19 protein-coding genes are annotated in these 19,222 nt (G+C 35.5%); 11 read left to right on the top strand and 8 right to left on the bottom strand.

Annotated elements, in window-relative coordinates; genetic code table 11:
- Nucleotides 1-51: 51 nt before the first annotated feature.
- The 3 genes from J5U23_RS11565 to J5U23_RS11555 are packed head-to-tail and all read left to right on the top strand — an operon-like array spanning nt 52 to nt 1,752.
- Nucleotides 52-729, top strand: coding sequence for a DsbA family oxidoreductase (locus J5U23_RS11565; protein ID WP_012735905.1), 678 nt, complete (start codon nt 52-54; stop codon nt 727-729).
- An 11-nt stretch (nt 730-740) separates the two neighbouring features.
- Nucleotides 741-1,115 carry a CBS domain-containing protein gene (locus J5U23_RS11560; RefSeq protein ID WP_218258353.1) on the top strand — a complete coding sequence of 125 codons (375 nt, stop codon included), beginning with the start codon at nt 741-743 and terminating at the stop codon, nt 1,113-1,115.
- A 52-nt stretch (nt 1,116-1,167) separates the two neighbouring features.
- Nucleotides 1,168-1,752, top strand: coding sequence for a hypothetical protein (locus J5U23_RS11555; protein ID WP_218267544.1), 585 nt, complete (start codon nt 1,168-1,170; stop codon nt 1,750-1,752).
- 18 nt (nt 1,753-1,770) lie between these two features.
- Here J5U23_RS11555 and J5U23_RS11550 read toward each other — a convergent pair whose 3' ends face one another.
- Nucleotides 1,771-3,108, bottom strand: a complete 1,338-nt coding sequence (locus tag J5U23_RS11550; RefSeq protein WP_218266253.1) for a class II fumarate hydratase — start codon at nt 3,106-3,108, stop codon at nt 1,771-1,773.
- A gap of 70 nt (nt 3,109-3,178) precedes the next feature.
- Here J5U23_RS11550 and J5U23_RS11545 point away from each other — a divergent pair, with 70 nt between their 5' ends.
- Genes J5U23_RS11545 through J5U23_RS11535 form a run of 3 tightly spaced genes read left to right on the top strand, consistent with a single transcriptional unit; the run spans nt 3,179 to nt 7,553 of the window.
- Nucleotides 3,179-3,856: an ABC transporter ATP-binding protein gene (locus J5U23_RS11545; RefSeq protein WP_218260805.1), complete on the top strand. Its 678-nt coding sequence runs from the start codon at nt 3,179-3,181 to the stop codon at nt 3,854-3,856.
- Nucleotides 3,853-6,360, top strand: a complete 2,508-nt coding sequence (locus J5U23_RS11540; protein ID WP_218266252.1) for a COG1361 S-layer family protein — start codon at nt 3,853-3,855, stop codon at nt 6,358-6,360. Before J5U23_RS11545 ends, J5U23_RS11540 begins: the two co-directional genes overlap by 4 nt.
- Nucleotides 6,357-7,553: an ABC transporter permease gene (locus J5U23_RS11535; protein WP_218266251.1), complete on the top strand. Its 1,197-nt coding sequence runs from the start codon at nt 6,357-6,359 to the stop codon at nt 7,551-7,553. Before J5U23_RS11540 ends, J5U23_RS11535 begins: the two co-directional genes overlap by 4 nt.
- On the opposite strand, the gene J5U23_RS11530 is transcribed toward J5U23_RS11535, so the two are convergent.
- Nucleotides 7,554-8,015, bottom strand: coding sequence for a MarR family winged helix-turn-helix transcriptional regulator (locus J5U23_RS11530; protein WP_218266250.1), 462 nt, complete (start codon nt 8,013-8,015; stop codon nt 7,554-7,556). It lies immediately after the preceding gene.
- A 128-nt stretch (nt 8,016-8,143) separates the two neighbouring features.
- On the opposite strand from J5U23_RS11530, the gene J5U23_RS11525 reads away from it, so the two are divergent.
- Nucleotides 8,144-8,905, top strand: a complete 762-nt coding sequence (locus J5U23_RS11525) for a CoA transferase subunit A (protein WP_218266249.1) — start codon at nt 8,144-8,146, stop codon at nt 8,903-8,905.
- Here the strand turns inward: J5U23_RS11525 and J5U23_RS11520 are convergent.
- Nucleotides 8,880-9,617 carry a CoA-transferase subunit beta gene (locus tag J5U23_RS11520; RefSeq protein ID WP_218266248.1) on the bottom strand — a complete coding sequence of 246 codons (738 nt, stop codon included), beginning with the start codon at nt 9,615-9,617 and terminating at the stop codon, nt 8,880-8,882. The genes J5U23_RS11525 and J5U23_RS11520 overlap by 26 nt on opposite strands.
- Before the next feature lie 38 nt (nt 9,618-9,655).
- Here J5U23_RS11520 and J5U23_RS11515 point away from each other — a divergent pair, with 38 nt between their 5' ends.
- Entirely contained in the window at nt 9,656-9,973 is a 318-nt protein-coding gene (locus J5U23_RS11515) for a hypothetical protein (protein WP_218266247.1), read from the top strand.
- 26 nt (nt 9,974-9,999) lie between these two features.
- Here J5U23_RS11515 and trm10 read toward each other — a convergent pair whose 3' ends face one another.
- Entirely contained in the window at nt 10,000-10,926 is a 927-nt protein-coding gene (gene trm10, locus J5U23_RS11510) for a tRNA (adenine(9)-N1)-methyltransferase Trm10 (protein WP_218266246.1), read from the bottom strand.
- Nucleotides 10,923-11,993 (bottom strand): VWA domain-containing protein, encoded by a 1,071-nt coding sequence (locus tag J5U23_RS11505; protein WP_218266245.1) that lies wholly within the window; start codon nt 11,991-11,993, stop codon nt 10,923-10,925. Before J5U23_RS11505 ends, trm10 begins: the two co-directional genes overlap by 4 nt.
- A 54-nt stretch (nt 11,994-12,047) precedes the next feature.
- Here J5U23_RS11505 and J5U23_RS11500 point away from each other — a divergent pair, with 54 nt between their 5' ends.
- From J5U23_RS11500 to J5U23_RS11490, 3 genes are read left to right on the top strand one after another with little or no spacing between them, the layout of a single operon-like run.
- Complete coding sequence (locus J5U23_RS11500; RefSeq protein WP_218266244.1) at nt 12,048-12,674, top strand: FHA domain-containing protein; 627 nt, start codon at nt 12,048-12,050, stop codon at nt 12,672-12,674.
- Entirely contained in the window at nt 12,671-13,480 is an 810-nt protein-coding gene (locus tag J5U23_RS11495) for a metallophosphoesterase (protein WP_218266243.1), read from the top strand. The genes J5U23_RS11500 and J5U23_RS11495 overlap by 4 nt, the downstream gene beginning before the upstream one ends.
- Before the next feature lie 10 nt (nt 13,481-13,490).
- Nucleotides 13,491-14,633: a vWA domain-containing protein gene (locus J5U23_RS11490; protein WP_218266242.1), complete on the top strand. Its 1,143-nt coding sequence runs from the start codon at nt 13,491-13,493 to the stop codon at nt 14,631-14,633.
- Here J5U23_RS11490 and J5U23_RS11485 read toward each other — a convergent pair.
- The 3 genes from J5U23_RS11485 to acnA all read right to left on the bottom strand — a co-directional run bounded on the left by J5U23_RS11485 (nt 14,623) and on the right by acnA (nt 19,157).
- Entirely contained in the window at nt 14,623-15,174 is a 552-nt protein-coding gene (locus J5U23_RS11485; RefSeq protein WP_218266241.1) for a hypothetical protein, read from the bottom strand. The genes J5U23_RS11490 and J5U23_RS11485 overlap by 11 nt on opposite strands.
- 154 nt (nt 15,175-15,328) lie before the next feature.
- Nucleotides 15,329-16,606, bottom strand: coding sequence for a DUF402 domain-containing protein (locus J5U23_RS11480; RefSeq protein WP_218266240.1), 1,278 nt, complete (start codon nt 16,604-16,606; stop codon nt 15,329-15,331).
- Entirely contained in the window at nt 16,590-19,157 is a 2,568-nt protein-coding gene (acnA, locus tag J5U23_RS11475; protein ID WP_218266239.1) for an aconitate hydratase AcnA, read from the bottom strand. The genes J5U23_RS11480 and acnA overlap by 17 nt, the downstream gene beginning before the upstream one ends.
- Between the last annotated feature and the right edge of the window lie 65 nt (nt 19,158-19,222).

The raw sequence follows: 19,222 nt of genomic DNA, 5'->3' as shown, positions 1-19,222 counted from the left end.
AGTTTTAATAGCTTTTTTGAGTAAGCTAGTTCTGGAAAAGGGTGTAACATAATGGTTGTGAAAATAACATTTTTCCATGACGTATTATGTCCCTTCTGTTTTGTAACGTCTAGGAGGTTAAGGAGTGTCGCAAGGAAATTTAATGATGAGATAGTGGTTAAGCATAAGGCTTTCATGATAATATCGTCGCTGGACGATCTAAAAGCAGCTGCCCCAACGGAAGAGGAAGCTAGAGAATTATTTAAACAAGAATTTTCTATCATAAAAAGGTATTTTCCGGACTATGATCCAGAAAAAGTAATAGGTAAGGGTAAAATAACGTGGGTTTGGTCTCTTCCTCCTTTGATGGCATGTAAGGCAGCTGAGTATCAAAGGGGCGATAATGGGTATTGGGATTACTTTGATAAGGCTCAAGAGAGGTTCTTCTTGGAAGGTGAAAACGTTAATGATGATAATGTTTTGATTCAGATAGCAGAAGAGTTAGGCTTAGATATAGAGAAATTTAAGGAAGATTTTAAGTCTAAAAAGGCTCGGATGTCAGTTTATGAAGATGAAGCTGAAGCTCATGCCATGGGAATTAGGGGAGTACCAGCGTTGTTGGTTAATGATTATTGGCTAATTAGGGGAGTTCAAGATGAGGCCTATCTTGAATCGGTTATAGAAGATTTATTATCTAATGGTGGAGAACCTAAAAAAGTGAAACTAAAAGCTTATTGGGAAGCTACTTAAAATCTTTATACATGCTTAAACGAATTAAAGATTTCATGTCAACGCCAGTTTTCCAAGTAGAAGCAAATACTTCACTTCAAGAAGTATGTAAGTTAATGCTAGAAAGGGGAGTAGGATCAGTAGTAGTGACAGAACAAGGTGTCCCCAAGGGAATATTTACTGATAGAGATGCAATTAAGGCAATTGCTGCAGGGTTAAGTTCCAGTGATGAGGTTAGATTGGCAGCTACCATGGGGAATCTAATAATTGTTGACGAAGATACCGATGTCTTTGATGCATTAAAAATAATGGCATCAAATAAGATTAGGCATTTGCCAGTTAAGAATAAGAGTGGGAATATTATAGGAATGTTTTCGATAACCGATGTTCATAAGGTTTATAGCTAGCTAAAAATATTAATTAGTATTCATATATCCTTATAATGTGAAAGTAGGCTATCTGATAGACAGTAATGGTGAAATTACTAACCTCAGCAATGCAATTAAGCTAGAAGTCATAGATGGGTCCAAAGAGATTATAAGTTTAGCTTACGGAAAGCTGTCAGATATACCCAAACTTAATGTTCTAATTGGGAGAGATTATTTACAAGGTGAAGTTTTATTTCTGAAAAATTATACAGATTTTCTTGTAGATAAAAATAAGCTTGCCAGTGTAATTCCCATTCGGTTACCTTTAAATAGACAAGACGCAATTTGTGTTGGGACTTTCAATTGCTATGGTATATCTTTTAAGGATGTGATTTTCTCATATCCATTTCCTTTTAGAGACTCATCGTTTAATTCCGCAATTATTTTTGAGGTTCTTGATCTAGATATAATTAGAGAAGTAAATAGGGTAGTTAAAAGTGGCTCTAAAGTATACATGATCTTGCGTGATAGATTATTTGGTGGAGCTGATCCGTTAGAAGGTTTAAGAAAGCTTTCCAGTAAATTTAAAGTAGTTATGGTCAAGGAGAAGGAAGGATTTTGGATAATTGAAGGAGTTAAAAAAGATAATCCAGTACTTCATGCTTTGAAAGGCTAAGTTTCCTTCTATCCTTTATCATTTGGCAGTGAATCCAGGCTTAACTAGTTTGCTTAAGTCTAATATTTTATTTATTTCATTATCACTATACCCTAATTCCCTTAAGGCTTCACGTATAGACATTCCCTTATTTAACTTCTTTCCTATTTCAGAAGCTTTATCATAGCCTATTACAGGAGATACTATGGTTATGAGTGAAGGAGATGATTCAGCATATCTCTTCATTTTCTCCACATTTGCTACCATTCCATCAATTACCAATTTTGACATCTTCTCTAAAGCCTCAGAGACGAAATTAACTTGAGTTACAATATTATAACCAACTAATGGAATACCCATTGATAACTCAAATTCCCCTAACATTGAAGCGAATTGATTTGCATGATCCAATCCCACAACCTGGGCTGAAATTAGTAAAGCAGCCTCAACTGTAACTGGATTAGTTTTACCAGGCATTATCGAGCTACCAGCAATCTCTTCTTGTGTGGGTAAATCTATTTCGTTAAGACCAGTTAAAGGACCGGAAAACATTAACCTCATATCTTGTCCTAATCTGTACAGGTTTACTGCAATGTTTCTCAATGCTCCACTTAATAGTAAGAGATCCGTGAGTAATCTCATTGCCCTAAACCTATTAGCTGGCTTAAATCCTAAACCAGTGATTCTGTTTATTTCATTAATAACTCTCTCTTGAAATTCGGGGTGAGTATTTAGTCCAGTACCAGTTGCAGTACCTCCAATTGGCAACTCCTTTACATATTCTAAAATATTCATAACTTGCTCGCGTTCATGTTGGAAGGCATCAGCATACGCTGAAAGTTCTTGACCTAAAGTTACAGGCAAAGCATCTCTTAAATGGGTTCTACCTGCTTTTACAACATCCTTATATTCCTCCGCCTTCTTATTTAAAGAAGATATTATTTGTTGTAATGCAGGAAGTAATCTATTCGTGACCTCAGCTACTGCAGCGATTCTAATTGCTGTAGGTATAGTATCATTCGATGACTGGCCAAAATTCACATGATCATTTGGATGCACTTTAAGGTTAGAGTAACTAGAGGCTACTTCTGCTATAACCTCATTTACGTTCATATTAAGTCCAGTCCCAGATCCCGTTTGAAAGACATCAAGTACTATTTTATCATCTAATTTTCCATCAATTAAATCTTCAGATGCCTTAATAATTGAATCCGCAATTTTTTTGTCTAATAATCCAAGATCTGCGTTCACTTTGGCGCAAGATTTCTTTAAAACTCCCATAGCCCAAATAATTCTTCTAGGAAACTTTGTTCCGGTATTCATAAAAAGCTTGGGCGCAGTATCGGTATATTTCATAAGTAAAAGAACGTAATCCATTGTATTAAATCTTTATAAGCAATTACCTTTGAAAAAATCTTTAACCCACTTTACGTAATACCCAATGTATATGCCCGTAATAAGACTTGAAAATGTTACCAAGATTTATGAGGGGAATGTAAAGACTGTCGCGCTCAGAGATATAAACCTAAGTATTGATGAAGGAGAGTTTATTTCAATATTGGGACCTTCTGGCAGTGGAAAATCAACTCTCTTATCAATCTTAGGAATTTTGGATAGACCATCTCAAGGGAAGGTATATATTTATGACATGGACGTAACTAAGCTAAGTGATAACGAAATCTCAAAAATCAGAAATGAGTATATAGGCTTTGTATTTCAGAATTTTAATCTAATTCAGAGGCTTAGTGTACTACAAAACGTTGAATTACCACTAGTAGCCAGAGGAATAGCAAAAAAGAAAAGGGAGGAGATAGCAATAAATTCTCTAAAATTAGTAGGATTAGACGGATTAATAAACAAAAGACCGTCAGAACTTTCTGGGGGACAACAGCAAAGAGTAGCTATAGCTCGTGCATTAGCTCAAAATCCAAAGATCATATTAGCTGATGAACCTACTGGAAATTTAGATAGTATCAATGCAAAAATTGTAATGGATATATTCAAAAAGATTAATGAGGAGTTTAAAACTACAATAGCAGTAGTAACACACGATAGAGAAGTTGCGAGTTATACAAGGAGAAAGATCTACATCAGAGATGGAAAGATAGTTGGTGAAGAGAGATGATAAAGAAGTTAATAATTATCTTATTATTACTTTCATTGATTCTCCCTATAATTCCAGTAAAGTCACAGAGCACTGTTGTAATATCCAGTTGGGGATGGGGAACACCACAAAATCCAATAAGGGCACATCCAGGTTATAATGACACGCCATTTTATGTTATAGCCTCACAGCAAGTAGGGTATCAGATTGTTTACGCATATTTGATTCTCTCTGGAACACCAATAACTTCTGAAGGAGGAAGTAGCATAGCTTATGGTTCGGTGACCTCATCGTCTTTAACAACTTCACAAATAACGTTCTTCCTCAGTGTAAATGATAATGCTGAGCCGGGGACCTATAATGTACCATTAGTAGTAGTATACCAAAACGCAGTTACTGGTGCTGAAAGCCAGATAATTCAAGAAATAACTATACCCATTTATAACGTAACCTTTCCAGTTTTGGATCAAGTATTTTGGGGAACTGCACAACAACTGATATTTGCTCAAGTAGGAGAAGGCTTATTACCTCTTACCTTTAGCGTCTTTAATCCCACAACTGAACCCATGCTAAACGTAACCTTAAACGTATTCTTACCAAAGGGAATATTTTCCCAAACTGGTAGTAGAGAGTTAACAGTTACAATTCCAGCCTTACCCGCTGGAGAACCAATATTTGTATCTTCAATAGTGAACGTGAGTAATCTTGTTAAACCGGGAGTGTATACTCTTAATTATTCTTTTTCATTTACTAACTTTCTAGGATATTTCTATAAGCAATCCTCAAACAAGAATGTAAACATAACGGTATATCCTCAAGCTAAGATTAACATTTATTCCGATCCCATCCAGTCAACTCCAGATAATATAACTACCCTCATAGTAGGAATTTCAACTAACGTTAGTAGCTTTATAATTAGTATAAGGCCAGAGTTGTCCTCAAACTTTCTACCAATCTCCTCAAACTTTACGCCTACCTCTCTATCGCCTGGGGAAAAGATAATATACGCTTTCAAGATTTACATACCCCAAGGAGTAATACCCTCAATATACCCTATTCCAATAGAAATTAATTACACTGCATTGGATCAAAAACTAGCGATAGCTTATCTAACATATGCCAACATCTACTATAATGAGACCCCTAAGATAGTTGAGGCAATTTGGAATACTACGATAACGCCGTTTCCCGGAATAGGAACAATTCCCTTAACATTGGTCATCTATAATCCATTGCCAATACCCATAACTGGTGTCAACATTACATATACATTTCCTAATGGCGTATTTCCCTTACAGCCTTTCATTTTCTTACCCGGAATTCCTCAGTATTCTTCTATACCAATAACTATTCCAGTGGAAATAACTCCAAATAGCTCAGTAGGTGTACTTAATTTCACTTACAAGATTTCCTACAATCAAGATAAAACTGTGGATGGAGTGAACAATATTTACGTTTTACCTCCTGCCCCAGTGATAATTGAGGCCAATCAAACAGTAATAGGTAATGGAGAGTATGCCTTAGTACCAATTAAGGTTGTGAACCTTGGGGTGGAGTATGTTTATAACGTAAATCTAATAACCCTCACACAAGGCTTAGAGGTAATCACATCTGTAAACAATACAATTCCCTTCGTAAAGCCCAACTCATCAGTAACATTCTACTATACGCTATACGCTCCACAGAGCTTACCACCCGCTGTGTATCCGCTAGTAATTAAATTGACTTATACTTATTTTACCAACGAAATAGTGAGGACGTTTACAATTCCAGTTCTAGTTACTTCGTCACAATCGCCAATACTTATATCCTTTCTCAAAACCACGGTTTATTATAATACAAACAACACTGAAATCCTAGCAATTCAAAACCTAGGCAACTTTACGATATATAACATAAGGCTTGACTTAAATTACCCGTCACAAGAAATTTACCTCTCACAAAATCAGCTTTACATCCCATATCTTCCTCCTCGCTTCATTTATACAGTCCCATTATATGTTATACCACAAATTCCGCAAACAACGTCAATACCTATCGTAGTTACTCTGAATTATGTGTTAGGCCAGGGATCTCCACAGACCTATCAATATCAATTAAACTTACTCAGTACGGGATTCGTTAAAATGGAGATAACGCAAGTTTCCGCACAAATTGTAAACAATACAGTGGTAATTAACGGGTTATTAATAAATACTGGATCACAAAACGCACAATATGTTACAATATCCATTAATAACTATTCCTCAATTTATATTGGAAACGTACCCCCAAATAGTCCAACACCGTTCTCTTTTACTTTAGCGTTATCCCCGGGTTTATATAAGTTCAATATTACTGCAAATTACGAAAATGAGTTATATCAATCTAATATGACATTTTATACATTTTCTTACGTTGTATCTTATCCAACGTCAACTAATTCTCAAGATAAAATATCACTAACCTCAATATTATTGATAGCAGTGATAATAATCCTTATAGTTATTATAATCTATTTGAGTCTTAGGGGGTTACGGAAATGAAGATTCTGGATTTTATATCTTATGCTTTAAACTCACTAAAAGAAAGGAAGGTTAGAGCAATACTTACCATCCTTGGAATAGTTGTTGGACCAGCTACAATAATCTCGATAAACTCCATGGTATTAGGTTATTCACATACAATAATTTCTCAAATATCGAATTTTCTCTCACCTTATGACATTATCGTGACGCCTACTGGAAGGGGATTGCCATTATCTCAATACCTCATACTCCAATTAGAGACTATCCCTGGGGTCAAAATGGTCATTCCATTTTATTCGTTTCCGGCGTTAATTAGAACACCCAATGGCTATGAAGGAGCAACTGTATTTGCAGTAAACATAAACCAACTTAAGATAGCGGCTCCGGCTATAAGTTTATCATCAGGTTATTTTCCAGGTGCAGAGGTTAGTTATGAAGCTTCAATAGGTTATCAATTGGGAAATCCGCAAGGTGGATATAGTCCAATAAGACCAAATCAAGTGATACAAACAATTATATTCTATAATGGGAACAATTTCAGTAAGACATTTTTAGTAACTGGAGTTTTGAACGAATATGGAAGTTTTCTCGGAGTTGATATAGATAAGTCAATAATAGTGCCTTTATCTTTCGGTCAGTCGATTTCGAGTTCTTATAGTGGAGCAATAATAATAGTAAACTCTTTAGGTGAAGTGAATGAAGTTGCAAATGAAATAAAACAAAAGTTTGGAAATTCCTTAGATATTGTAGTGGCTGAGGAATTTATACAGTTAATAGATAACACTTTACAATCTCTTAACGGGTTGCTAGTATCTGCAGGGGCAACATCTTTCATAGTCTCGTTTATGGGCGTAACTACAACAATGTTTACAACAGTTGTGGAAAGAACTAAGGAGATAGGAATATTAAGAGCATTAGGATTTACAAAGTTTGATGTACTCACAATGTTTTTAGTTGAGGCCAGTGTAATGGGATTTATAGGTAGTATAATAGGGCTAGCGTTAGGTTCAGTAGTAGCATTAATATTAACACAAGAGCATTTCGGATTGGGCTTTAGTTTTCTAAAGGGTCTTTCAGTATCGCCGATTTATTCTCCAACCTTTATGTTATTAGTACTAATATTTTCTACAATGTTAAGTGTTATAGCAGCACTAGGACCAGCTTATAACGCATCTAGGCTAGATCCAAATAAGGCTTTGAGATACGAGTAGTTAGGAAAAAAGTTTACTAAAGAGTCTCTCTAACTCCTTTATCTCATCTTCTGATAATTTGCTTAGAAAAGAAGATAAGACATTTAAGAAGATCTTCCTACTTTCCATTAATTTTTCTCTTCCCTTTTCGGTCAATTCAACATAAATTACTCTTCTATCACTTTCACTTCTTACCCTTCTAACAAGTTCTTTCTCTTCAAGTCTATCAATTATGCTTGTTAACCCTGCTTTTGTCAACATATATTTCTCAGCTATTCTGCTCATTGGGACTTTTCCTTCTTCCTCCAACGCGCACATTACCTTGAACTCAAAGTATGATAGTCCTATTTGCTCAAGAGCCTTATCTGTATCCTTGTTTATCTTTCTAGTTAATCCAGTTATTAGATCCCAAACTTCTGAATATTTTGTAGCCAATATCACAGTTAGATATTTAACTTTATAAACAATAAAGTTTTTCCTCATTACAAAAACTCGCAAGCCCTATCTAAATTGTATTACACTCTTATTCTCAATTCCCTAAAACGAGAATTGTATCCTAATTTTGTGTGGAGAAGGTACTTATATATATATCTTTTGTAGATATTATAAATATGGAAAGTAAACTTATGAGACTGGAAGAGGCTGTGGAACTAGTGAAGAATGGAGATTCTGTGACAATAAGTGGTATAAGCATACATAGAAATCCTATGGCATTTATATATGCTTTGGTGAAGAGAGGAGTTAAGGATCTCTATTTTATAGATAGAGAGCCTGGCTTTGGTCTTGAGATCTTGTTAAAATATGGATTGGTAAGGAAATTGAGAATAGCCATGTCTACTTTGGAATGGTTCTCAAGCATCCCAAGGCATTTTAGGAAAATGATCGAAGAAAGAGAGGTTGAAATTTTGGAAGATACTTGCGGTGCTTTCATTGCTGGGATAAGGGCAGGAAGCTTTGGTATACCATTTATGCCGGTTAAGGGAATAATAGGGTCTGATTTAGTTAAAATGTATGAAAGAGAAGGTACATGGAAAGTTATCGAGGATCCATTCAGTGGAGAGAAAATTGTACTTGTGAAAGCTATTAACCCCGATGTTGCAATTATACATGTAAATAAGGCTGATGAAGAAGGAAATGCAGAGATTCTAGGTCCACTTTATGAAGATGAGTATAAGGCAAAAGCATCCAAAAAAGTCATAATAACTGCTGAGGAGATAGTTCCTAGATCCTACTTTTATGGTAGAAGGCCAACTATTAATGGGGAATATGTTTCCGCTGTAGTTCATGTACCTAAGGGTGCAGAGCCAACTAGTATGTTCCCGTATTATGATGCAGATTATGAGAAAATCATAGAGTTTCTAGAGCACTTCTAAGGTTATAAGGATCCATATCATTGATGAATCTCAAATCTTCATTAGTTAGATCTATCAACCTTTCACTATCTTTTCTCTTTACCTCAAAGTTGGTATTCTCTACTACTTTCTCATATGAGCTAAATGGATAGGTCGCCTCTAAGTACCATTTTCTATCCTCTCTATTATACGCTAAAACTCCCAAATTTGTCACTACGAATACTTTATTATTTGAAAACTTTGCTGTTCCAGTTATGAAGTCCACCTTTTTGACAAGAGATCGCTTAGAGTGTTTTAGGTTCCATAGTATTGCCTTTTTAGAAAGGGGTAGGATAAACGCTGTTGCTGCTCCACCGGGTAATTTAACTTTAGGATTATAGTAGTCATTTCCAATCATAGTTAAATTTACATTAGTTTCCTCGTCTATTTGGGCTGGACCTAAGAACATGACATCCAGTTTACCTTTCTGTGCAAAGTCAAATGCGTCAGCAGTAATTATAACTGGAGCGGCTTCAACGAAGAATGGATTTCCGGTAGATGGGGATAATGTAACTCTTGATGGATTTGAGGCTTCAGCTACTCCTATTATTCTTATCTTTTTTCCGTAAAGGTCCCTGGCCATGAAAGATGCAATTAGCGATGGGATTGAATTTAAGCCAATATATACCAATTCACCATCTTCTAATAATGTCGAAATAGCCTTAATGACGTAATCTACACTGTAACTTTTCATGAATAATTTTAAGTTTCTACGTGTTATTAAAGATATTGATGGTAAAGGTTTACAAAATAGGTGATTATTACATAGCTGGTGTAGAGCACGTAATTCAAGGATACTTACAAGATGTTGTTTTCGTTTATAGGAACAATAATAATTGGGTTAGCGTTAGTGCTGAGAGATTTAGGAGCAATGATCCTTCTATTAACAAAGTGAAAGAAGCGGTAAAGTACGCTACTCACGAGGAGGATCTAAAAAAAGCAGTAGAGGAGTTACGAAGTAGTGGTATCAAGATAGAGGAAGTCAAGGAAATACCATTCCCCAGAAAGTTTATTGAAGGGAGGAAGAAGATTCAAGAAGAGTTTGATTGATATACAATCTAAGGAACCTTTACCCCTCATGAGATATGAGTCTTAAACTTACTTTTCTTCAGCGCCAATTTCAATAATTTATCGTCAATTTTTAGCCAATTTTTTAAACCAATTATTGCATCATAATCAAATTTCTCTAACATATTCAATTCCCTAACTAACCTGCTTACTTTGTCAGCATTTGATTGGGTTGATATAATAGCCTCTTCTAGGTTATTTCCTACAATGACTTTCAATAGTATCTCTATAATAGAATTTATTCTATCTGGGACTCCGACTGTAGAATTTCTTAACGAAATCTTGACTTGTGGTAACTCATCATATCCATATTTTCTTGATAGATCATAGGTCGCGTTCTTAAGTCTTCTTCCCTTATCAACTATCCCCCCAATTATGAAAAACTTAGTATTCCTTATTATCTCCTCATTTGCAATGGTGTCACCATAAGGGTTTAGCACAATAGCGTTATCTTTAGGGATGTGATTAAGAATCTCTATTTTATTTCTACTTTCCAATTTGAAAGAATCTGGAGTATGAGCTAACTTCAGATTATAGTCAAACAAGTACTCCCTAATGGTTTTTATCGAAACTTGTATTTGTTGTTCTAGACTTGTTTTCTCCTCGTCTTGTAATAAATCAATATTCCCTAAATCTATTATGAATTGCGGACTTTTCGGTATTATGTCACTGGATATCTTTATCTCCCCATTTTTTAACAAAACGTAATCCGTAATTTCCTCTCCTCTTCCTTTTAGAATCTTTATCTTTTCTTCAACAGATGTAACCTTACCATAATCGTGTTTTTTAGATATTCCATAATCGTAAAGAAGCATGTTTATTGCAATTGATTGTAGATATCCAGTTTTGAATAGTTTTTTCAGAGTAGAAATTTTTAATGTCTCTATTCCAAGAGTGTTTGTGAGATATCTTGCTAAAGCTTTACCTAAGATCATTGTCGCATCTTTCTAGTTATTTCTGATAAATCACTCTTACTATCATTACTCAACTTTTTAGTCTCCTCAATTAATTCTGGTCTTTTAGTTTCTTCGGCAACTCTCTTTAACTCATTGAGCACTTTGGTTGCATCTTTTCCAGCCTCTAAAGCTTCTGAGTACTCTCTTAGTAATCTATAGTATCTAATCTCCAGTATCACATCTCTATCCACATGACTTTCCACAACTTGCGGATTACCTCTTTGTAAAATAACGCTTTTTGTTACCGTCTTTCTTTGATTATCTATAGGGTCGATATAGTCTGCACTGAACGTAATCGTGTATGGTTCCTTTCCAGCAGGTATGACGAGACTTCCATACACTGCAATTAGCTTTTCTACTATTGGTATTCTTATGGGAAGATCGTAATTAAAAGGCATAAAGCCCTGAGGAACTATTAAATTCAAGTTATGTGCATATGTTGATGTAGTTCTTTGGCTCTCAAAAACATTAGGCAATTCAGATATATCTTTTATATGGTAAAATTTTCCTGATGATCTATCTGCTAATTTCTTTAATATTCTTTCATTATAATCGTTGCCTATTCCTACTGTAATTATTTGAGTGTTTGGTGGAATATCAAGTTTTTCATAATCCTTAACGTTCCTCTTATCAGTTGGTTTTCCGTCAGTTAGCATGATGATTTTAGTAGGTACTTGTGATTGTTTAGCTAGGTTAATGGTGAAGCTAACGGCTTCATGAAGCCTAGTGGTATATCCTTTACCTACATCGAAAGTTATTATTCCTTTAGCTGGTCCTTGATACTTTATTTCAGGGTGGTTAGAGAAGAGAATTAGCGTTACGTAATTTCCCTCATTTAAATTATATAAAAGCTTTTGGGCTGATTGTACTGCAGTATTTAGCTTTTCACCACGCATTGATGGACTATTATCAATCATTATGATATAGTGTATGCTACTTGTTACTGAAATTTGCTGAGGGGTTATGTAAATGACAAAGCCTACTTCAGTTGGTCTATCGCTATAAGCGTAAGTATGTGATTGTTTAAGGTTAATAGCAATAGTCATATCTAAGATATTATAGTAGAAATTTTTAAGTACTATGACGCCTTTTATACAAACATGACATGGAAATGTCCAGTTTGCGGTTATGAAAATGCAGACGACTCTCTATTTTGCATCAAATGTGGTACTAAAAAACCAGAGCAACAAGCGGAGCAAGCTCCGGTACCTTCCGTTGAAAATCAAGCAAGTGGACAACAGTCAGTAGAGCAACAGCCAGCAGCTGAGCAACAACTTGCTCAACAATCCACAACATCAGAGCAACAGTCAGCAGCCGAGCAACAGACACCTCAGCAAGTGGTAGTTGAACAGCCTAGTGAACCAAAACTTGAACAGCCTCAGCTAGCTACAACTACTGTAAGTAAATATTATCTCCTTTTTATCAATACTCCTAATCCAGCATTTAATAAGACTAAATTACCCCTAGATTTCGATATATTTCCCTCAATATCCATAGGCAGAAGTCCAGAAAACGTAATAGTTATCCCAGATCCCGAGGTATCTAGAAAACACGCAATTATTAGTTTTGAGAACAACGAGTTGTACCTAGAGGATCTGAACAGCACTAATGGTACTTATATCTATGATGGAAAAGTATTTCAGCCGGTGAAGGGGAAAGTTAAGGTTCAGCCTAATTCAATTATAAAACTAGGTAATAATACTGTAGTGAGAATTGTGGGAGAATGATGAATTTAGATGAAGTTAAGAGCGTTGTGAGTAGTGCTGTTGAAATGTATAAATCCAAATACGATTCGCCATTTGCGGGAAATTTTGAAGTCAACGGTAACGTGATTTTTGTTGGAGATACGCACGGTGCAATTGACGTTACCAGTAAGGTTTTTTCCGATTTCGCTGATAACGCTGATTTAGTAGTGTTTTTGGGGGATTACGTTGATAGGGGAGAGGATCAATTGGGAAACTTACTCTTAATCTTACGTAAGATGGTAGAGAATCCTAATAAGTATATAGTATTGAGAGGGAATCACGAGAGTCCAATAACCAATGAGTATTATGGATTTAAGGAGGAGGTTAAGGAAAAGTTGGGGGAAGAAAACTACGAAATGTTTGTTGAGCTTTTCTCCTATATGCCCTATGCTGCTGTAGTTAATGAGTATTTTTGCGTTCATGGAGGTTTACCAATGGGTTTGGAGAAGGTTGAGGAGATTAAACAGTTACCTAGACCAGATGTGAATCCAGATAACCCAATAGCCTTTCAGTTATTGTGGAATGATCCGAGGGAGGGGATTGACGATCTAGACTTCTTACCAAGTATAAGGGGGGAGGGGATATATTTCTTTGGGAAAAGGGTTGTTGATAATTTCTTGGAGAACAATTCTTTAAAGGGTATAATAAGGGGGCATGAGGTGGCAGATGGTTTTAGGACTGACATGAGTGGTAAAGTAATTACGGTTTTTTCCAGTAGGTATCATCACATGAGGGCTGGAATTTTAGTTATGACAAAAGAGGGGGAATTTGATTACGCGTATGTTTAGGTGATGTAATGTGACTCTTTCATTAAGAGTAGATACAAGTCATAAGTACTCATTTAGCGGAGATGTTAGGTACATTTTCAAGGTATTATTAGTTCCAGAGAAATTGGGATCAGCTACGGGCTTCCACTACATTGTAGCTCTTGATACTAGTGGGTCCATGACGGGATATAAAATAGAGTTAGCTAAACAAGGTGCCATAGAGCTATTTAAGAGAATACCTAAGGGTAATAAGGTTTCCTTCATAACTTTCTCATCAAATGTGAACGTGATTAAGGAATTCGTTGACCCTCTAGACTTAACCAATGAGATATTACAGATAACTGCAGGAGGGCAAACTGCACTCTATACCGCTATCTTAACTGCAAATAGTTTAGCAAAGAAATATCAAATGCCAACTTACCTATTATTGCTAACTGATGGTAATCCAACTGATGAGACGAATGTGGGGAACTATTTAAAGTTACCTTATTTCGAAAAAATGCAAGTGTATTCCTTCGGAATTGGAGATGATTACAATGAACAATTGTTACAGAATATTAGTGATAAGACAAGTGGAGTAATGTATCATATTTCAGATGCTAATGAGATACCTCAAAAGCTTCCTCAAAAGGCTGTAACGCAAATAGCTGCAAAGAACGTTACAGTTGATATAACTGCTGAGGGTAATGTGAAACTTTTGAATTACGCTACAACACCCGTAAAAGTGAATGGAATAGAGAATGTTATCAAAATCTTTGGAGAAACCATTTTACCAGCCAATTATGAGGGTAACTTCTTAACTGTGAAAGTCAATTATGAGGATCCAGTAACCAATAAACCTGAATCGTTACTGCAAGTTGTTCAAGTTAAGAGAGCGCAGGATCAAAACACCTTTGTATCTGGTATAAATAATGATGTGATAAATGAATATAGGTACTACGAACTGTTGGATAAGTACGCTAAGCAAGTTCAAGCTGAACAATTGATTGAGGCTACGAAAACTCTTAATCAACTAAATGAAATAGCCCAACAGACTAGGAGGATAGACTTCATGGAGACTACTAGAAGGTTGTCAGAGGGATTAGAGACCACTAAAAGGATAGGTACTGTTGAACAGACTAAAAGGCTATCAAAAGAAGTTACTAGTGAGGTTACTAGAAAGCTTAGGGAATGATGGCAGTGTAATCTACGTCTAAAACCTTTACATCATTTCTTTCCTTATATTCAATCCCATCAACAATTGTAGGTATATTAGAGACTGTAACATAATAATTTTCTTTTAAATAATCTATTAATTTGTCCATCAATTCCTTTTTATTGGACGCTATGATTGGTACGTCATTCAAAATTAACATTCGATAGAGTCTTTCATTCTTTATTCCAAGAAAATGCAGTTTTGTCATCAATCCAATCATTTCTCCTATGACCTTTTTGTAGGCTTTTAGTGCTATCAGTAGTTTATCACTACCTTTAAGTGAGTACAAGTTATCAGTACTTTCAATTATCTTTACAGTATATTTGTAATTAGGATAGAAGTTAAAACCAATTTTTGGAGGATCAAATATTATGAGCTTTCGCAGAACGTTATTATTTAAATCATATGATATATATGCTGGAAATTCCTCTGCCAAGGAATCCACGAACTCATACCTAGTTATTATGTAACTAGTTTCAGTTGAAATTATAGATGAAATGTCAATTCCATTTAATTTCATATGTATATCTCATCTTGGTAATATTTAATTATTTCTTAATTAACGTTGATCAAACTAAACAAAAAGCTAATTTGTCATTATGTATTTTCCTAGAAGATTGAATAGTTTTTAATAAATGACGGCATTTACTTTATAGAATATCTTGACTATAATTCTATAAAATCAGCTTATTTTGTTGGATATAATCTATTAAATAATTAGCAACTTTCTTAGCTTTATTTACTAGTGAAGAGTGCATGTAAATGCTTTTTTTATTTAGCTCATCCTCATCCAATACTATTATTTCTGAATCTCTAATTGCAATATCAATTTCCAAATCTAAATACCTTATTTTCCCTCTAAGTAATTCTGGTGGTGTTGATATATTAATATAGATTCCCTTTAACGAGTTATCTATACCACTATAATACTTATGAATCTGATACCACTTATCAGAATTGTACTCTACAATATCATAGTCACCATTCTCTATCCTTTTTCCTATACCATCCAGAACTCCATTACCGTTAAACTCACGCCTAAGAGTGATTCTATATCCGTCATTATTAACTTCCTTCTCAATTACTTTCCCACCTCTTAGGTAGATCGCTTTTCCATCAGCCTTAATGTGCTCAATCTTCATGAAATCGGAAATTAGCGCTTCTAATAATTTAACTGGAGAACCTTCCTTATCCTTTTCTAGGGAGTCCACTTCCCTATTATAACTTAACTTTAACATATGATGGTACTTAATGGTGTTAACTATGCTCTTTCTGGCTTCATCTAAGTGCAGTTTATCCGGTAATGAAAGGGTTATTAAATAGAAATCCTCTCCTTGATCTCTAAACTCCCTATTTTCATATCTCAATACTAATCTCTCTAGATCTTCCTTTAATTCATTTAGTGCTCCATATTTTGCATTGCTTCTCCACTTTACGTTATATCCTTTTCTATTAAGAGGTGAACTTAAGGTTAGTAGCCTCAGCCTTTCCTCCTCATTGTTGATGTGCTCGGAAAAAGTAGTTACTCCCTTCCCTCTCCATACCATTGCGTACTTACTTACAGCCTTAGTCTCACTTAATACTATTTTTCCATCATAAGGCGGTTTTATAACGATTCCCTCTTCTAGGCATGGTTCTACTTTAAAGTTACCGTAAGTGCAACTTTCGTCTGTTTCTATTACCGAGTATAGTTTGATAGGACTTCTCCAGTGGAATGAGTACTTAAATACATAATGTAGGTCCTCCTCAATAATTCCATTTCCCATCACGATGATCTTGCCTCTATCATCCTCAAAATCCTTTATGGTAATGTCTGCTGGTAAATTATTTACTTCCAGCATAAATCGCTCAGCTATCTCCGCAGATTGCTGTACAATTTCGTATGAGAAAGAAGAAAAAATTGACGTTAACGCTGTAGCGTAAATTCCCCTTATTCTAACTCTTCCTTTCATTTTCTAAGAATTTCTCGAGCACATAATTTAATATTCCTCCTTTCTTGACATATGTTAGTTCAACGTTGTTATCTATTCTTGCAATTCCCTTGGTAGTTATTTTCTCTCCATTAGATTTCACAAACTCTATGACTAATTCTTTCTTAGGTTTAAGATCCTTAATACCTTTTATGTTAATAGTCTCATCTCCCTTTATTCCTAGACTTCTCCAGTCTTGAATTTGTATAGGTATTACACCCATAGCTACTAAGTTACTCCTATGTATCCTCTCAAAGCTCTCAGCTAAAACGGCCTTAACTCCTAACAATTTAGTTACTTTTGCCGCCCAATCTCTTGAACTTCCACTTCCATATTGTTTACCCGCTACTATCACTAGAGGAATTCCCTCCTTCTTATACTGCATTGCCACTTCATAGACACTAGCAATCTTTCTATCTGGGAAGTGGACAGTATATCCTCCTTCTTTTTCCACTAATAGGTTCTTCATCTTAGGATTGAAAAATCCCCCTCTTAACATTACCTCATGGTTCCCTCTTCTAGCACCATATGTATTCAGATCACTTACACCAAATTGTTTTAAGTATAATCCTGCAGGTGAGTCAGGGGTAATTGGACCAGCAGGCGAAATGTGATCAGTAGTTATCTTATCTCCCAATAACAATAATATTCTAGCGTTAACTATATCATCTAACTCTTCCTGCTTTTCTTCAGTGTACCATGGGGGTAGTCTTATGTAGGTTGACTTCTCATCCCAACTGTACACATCTCCTTGTGGGGTCTTTAATGAGTTCCACAATTCATTTCCTTCAAAGATATTGGAATTCTTCTTGTACAGTTCTGGCTTTAAGGCCATGTTCATATATGCCTTTATTTCCTTTAAGGAAGGCCAGATATCCCTTAAATATACTGGTTTTCCATTGGGATCGTGTCCTATAGGCTCATTGTAGAAGTCTATATCAATTCTTCCCGCTAATGCATAAGCAACCACTAATATTGGAGAGGCTAGAAAAGTGCCCTTTAATAATGGGTTTATTCTACCTTCGAAATTCCTATTTCCACTAATTACCGCATATGTTTCGATACCATTTTCCTTAATGTCCTCCTCTACATGCTTTGGCAAAGGCCCTGCATTACCTATACACGTTGTGCATCCGAAACCAACTAAGTGGAAACCTAAGGCCTCTAAATACGGTAATAATCCCGTTTCCCTTAAGTACTCAGCTACTATTGGTGATCCGGGAGCAGTGCTCGTTTTAATGTAAGTAGGTACTCTTAATCCCATTTCAACAGCCTTTTTAGCTAAGATACCAGCACCTAACATTACAGTGGGATTAGAAGTGTTTGTACAACTAGTAATTGCAGCCAGGACCACAGCGTTGTCCTCTACATATTTGCCCTTTTTCTTCTTCTCCTTACTTAGTTTTCCTTTAACTTCTCTTAAAACTATTCTCTCATCAGGATTTCTAGGTCCCGCTATTGCTGGTTCTATCTTACTTAAATCCACTTCTACCACATCCGTATACCTTATCTTCCTAGAATCATCATAGAATAAATCTTGTAGTTGGGAATATTTCTTAACGAATTCTCCATCTCTATTTGTAAGTTCAAGATAACTTACTGTTACATCATCAATTGGGAAGTACGCTGCTGTTGCACCGTACTCTGGTGCCATGTTAGCTATAGTAGCCCTATCTGGTACAGAAAGTAGCGATAAAGATGGTCCGAAGAATTCCACAAATTTACTTACCACGTTCTTTTTCCTTAATAACTCCGTAATGTAAAGAACGACATCAGTGGGAGTTACTCCTTCTTGAATCTCTCCAGATAACCTTACACCTATTACCTCTGGTACATTAAGGTAGTATGGCTCTCCTAAAAGTACAGCCTCTGCTTCTAATCCGCCAACTCCCCATCCTAGGATTCCCAGACCTTCAATCATAGTAGTGTGAGAATCTGTTCCAATAATTACCTCTGGAAATGCTGTTAACAAACCCTTTACTTCAGCCTTTGTGACTACAGTACTTAAGTATTCTAGGTTTACTTGATGGATAATCCCTTTACCTGGAGGCACAATTCTTAAGTTTCTAAATGCACCTTGAGCCCATTTTAAAAATTGATATCTTTCTAAATTTCTTTCAAATTCTTTTTTCATATTAAACTCTAGTGAGTAAACTGTACCGTAATAGTCCACATGTACCGAGTGATCTATAACTAGGTCGGCTGGAACTACTGGGTTAATCATCTTGGGGTCTTTTTTCAGTTGAATCATCTTCTCTCTCATTGCTGCTAAATCAACTAATAGGGGAACTCCGGTGTAATCTTGCATTACAACTCTAGTTGGCATAAAAGCTAACTCTTCTCCTACCTTCCATTTAGCTATGTTCTCAAGGTCTTCTTCTGTAATCTTATTTCCATCTAAATTTCTGTAAACGTTTTCAATAAGTATTCTTATTGAATAGGGTAGATCACTTATTTTATAACCTTTTTCTTCCAGTTCTTTTAAAGGATAATAATATATTTCTGACCCTTTGTATGAAAATTTGCTTGGCATATATAAACATACTCACTCCGAGCAAAAAAATTAGTTTATAAAAAGACTGTCAGTGATAAAGATAT

This window comes from Saccharolobus shibatae B12, from assembly GCF_019175345.1.
GTDB classification, from domain to species: domain Archaea; phylum Thermoproteota; class Thermoprotei_A; order Sulfolobales; family Sulfolobaceae; genus Saccharolobus; species Saccharolobus shibatae.
Note: the sequence above shows the minus strand (reverse complement) of the source record. Positions and strands in the feature narration are given on the sequence as shown.

Excerpts from the sequence above, each read along its gene's own strand:
- J5U23_RS11495 (WP_218266243.1), top strand. The coding sequence starts at position 12,671 with ATGATGAATTTAGATGAAGTTAAGAGCGTTGTGAGTAGTGCTGTTGAA.
- J5U23_RS11560 (WP_218258353.1), top strand. The coding sequence starts at position 741 with ATGCTTAAACGAATTAAAGATTTCATGTCAACGCCAGTTTTCCAAGTA.
- J5U23_RS11480 (WP_218266240.1), bottom strand. The coding sequence starts at position 16,606 with ATGAAAGGAAGAGTTAGAATAAGGGGAATTTACGCTACAGCGTTAACG.
- J5U23_RS11565 (WP_012735905.1), top strand. The coding sequence starts at position 52 with ATGGTTGTGAAAATAACATTTTTCCATGACGTATTATGTCCCTTCTGT.
- acnA (WP_218266239.1), bottom strand. The coding sequence starts at position 19,157 with ATGCCAAGCAAATTTTCATACAAAGGGTCAGAAATATATTATTATCCT.
- J5U23_RS11515 (WP_218266247.1), top strand. The coding sequence starts at position 9,656 with ATGGTAAAGGTTTACAAAATAGGTGATTATTACATAGCTGGTGTAGAG.
- J5U23_RS11540 (WP_218266252.1), top strand. The coding sequence starts at position 3,853 with ATGATAAAGAAGTTAATAATTATCTTATTATTACTTTCATTGATTCTC.
- J5U23_RS11535 (WP_218266251.1), top strand. The coding sequence starts at position 6,357 with ATGAAGATTCTGGATTTTATATCTTATGCTTTAAACTCACTAAAAGAA.
- trm10 (WP_218266246.1), bottom strand. The coding sequence starts at position 10,926 with ATGATCTTAGGTAAAGCTTTAGCAAGATATCTCACAAACACTCTTGGA.
- J5U23_RS11525 (WP_218266249.1), top strand. The coding sequence starts at position 8,144 with ATGGAAAGTAAACTTATGAGACTGGAAGAGGCTGTGGAACTAGTGAAG.
- J5U23_RS11485 (WP_218266241.1), bottom strand. The coding sequence starts at position 15,174 with ATGAAATTAAATGGAATTGACATTTCATCTATAATTTCAACTGAAACT.
- J5U23_RS11530 (WP_218266250.1), bottom strand. The coding sequence starts at position 8,015 with ATGAGGAAAAACTTTATTGTTTATAAAGTTAAATATCTAACTGTGATA.
- J5U23_RS11505 (WP_218266245.1), bottom strand. The coding sequence starts at position 11,993 with ATGACTATTGCTATTAACCTTAAACAATCACATACTTACGCTTATAGC.
- J5U23_RS11545 (WP_218260805.1), top strand. The coding sequence starts at position 3,179 with ATGCCCGTAATAAGACTTGAAAATGTTACCAAGATTTATGAGGGGAAT.
- J5U23_RS11550 (WP_218266253.1), bottom strand. The coding sequence starts at position 3,108 with ATGGATTACGTTCTTTTACTTATGAAATATACCGATACTGCGCCCAAG.
- J5U23_RS11500 (WP_218266244.1), top strand. The coding sequence starts at position 12,048 with ATGACATGGAAATGTCCAGTTTGCGGTTATGAAAATGCAGACGACTCT.
- J5U23_RS11520 (WP_218266248.1), bottom strand. The coding sequence starts at position 9,617 with ATGAAAAGTTACAGTGTAGATTACGTCATTAAGGCTATTTCGACATTA.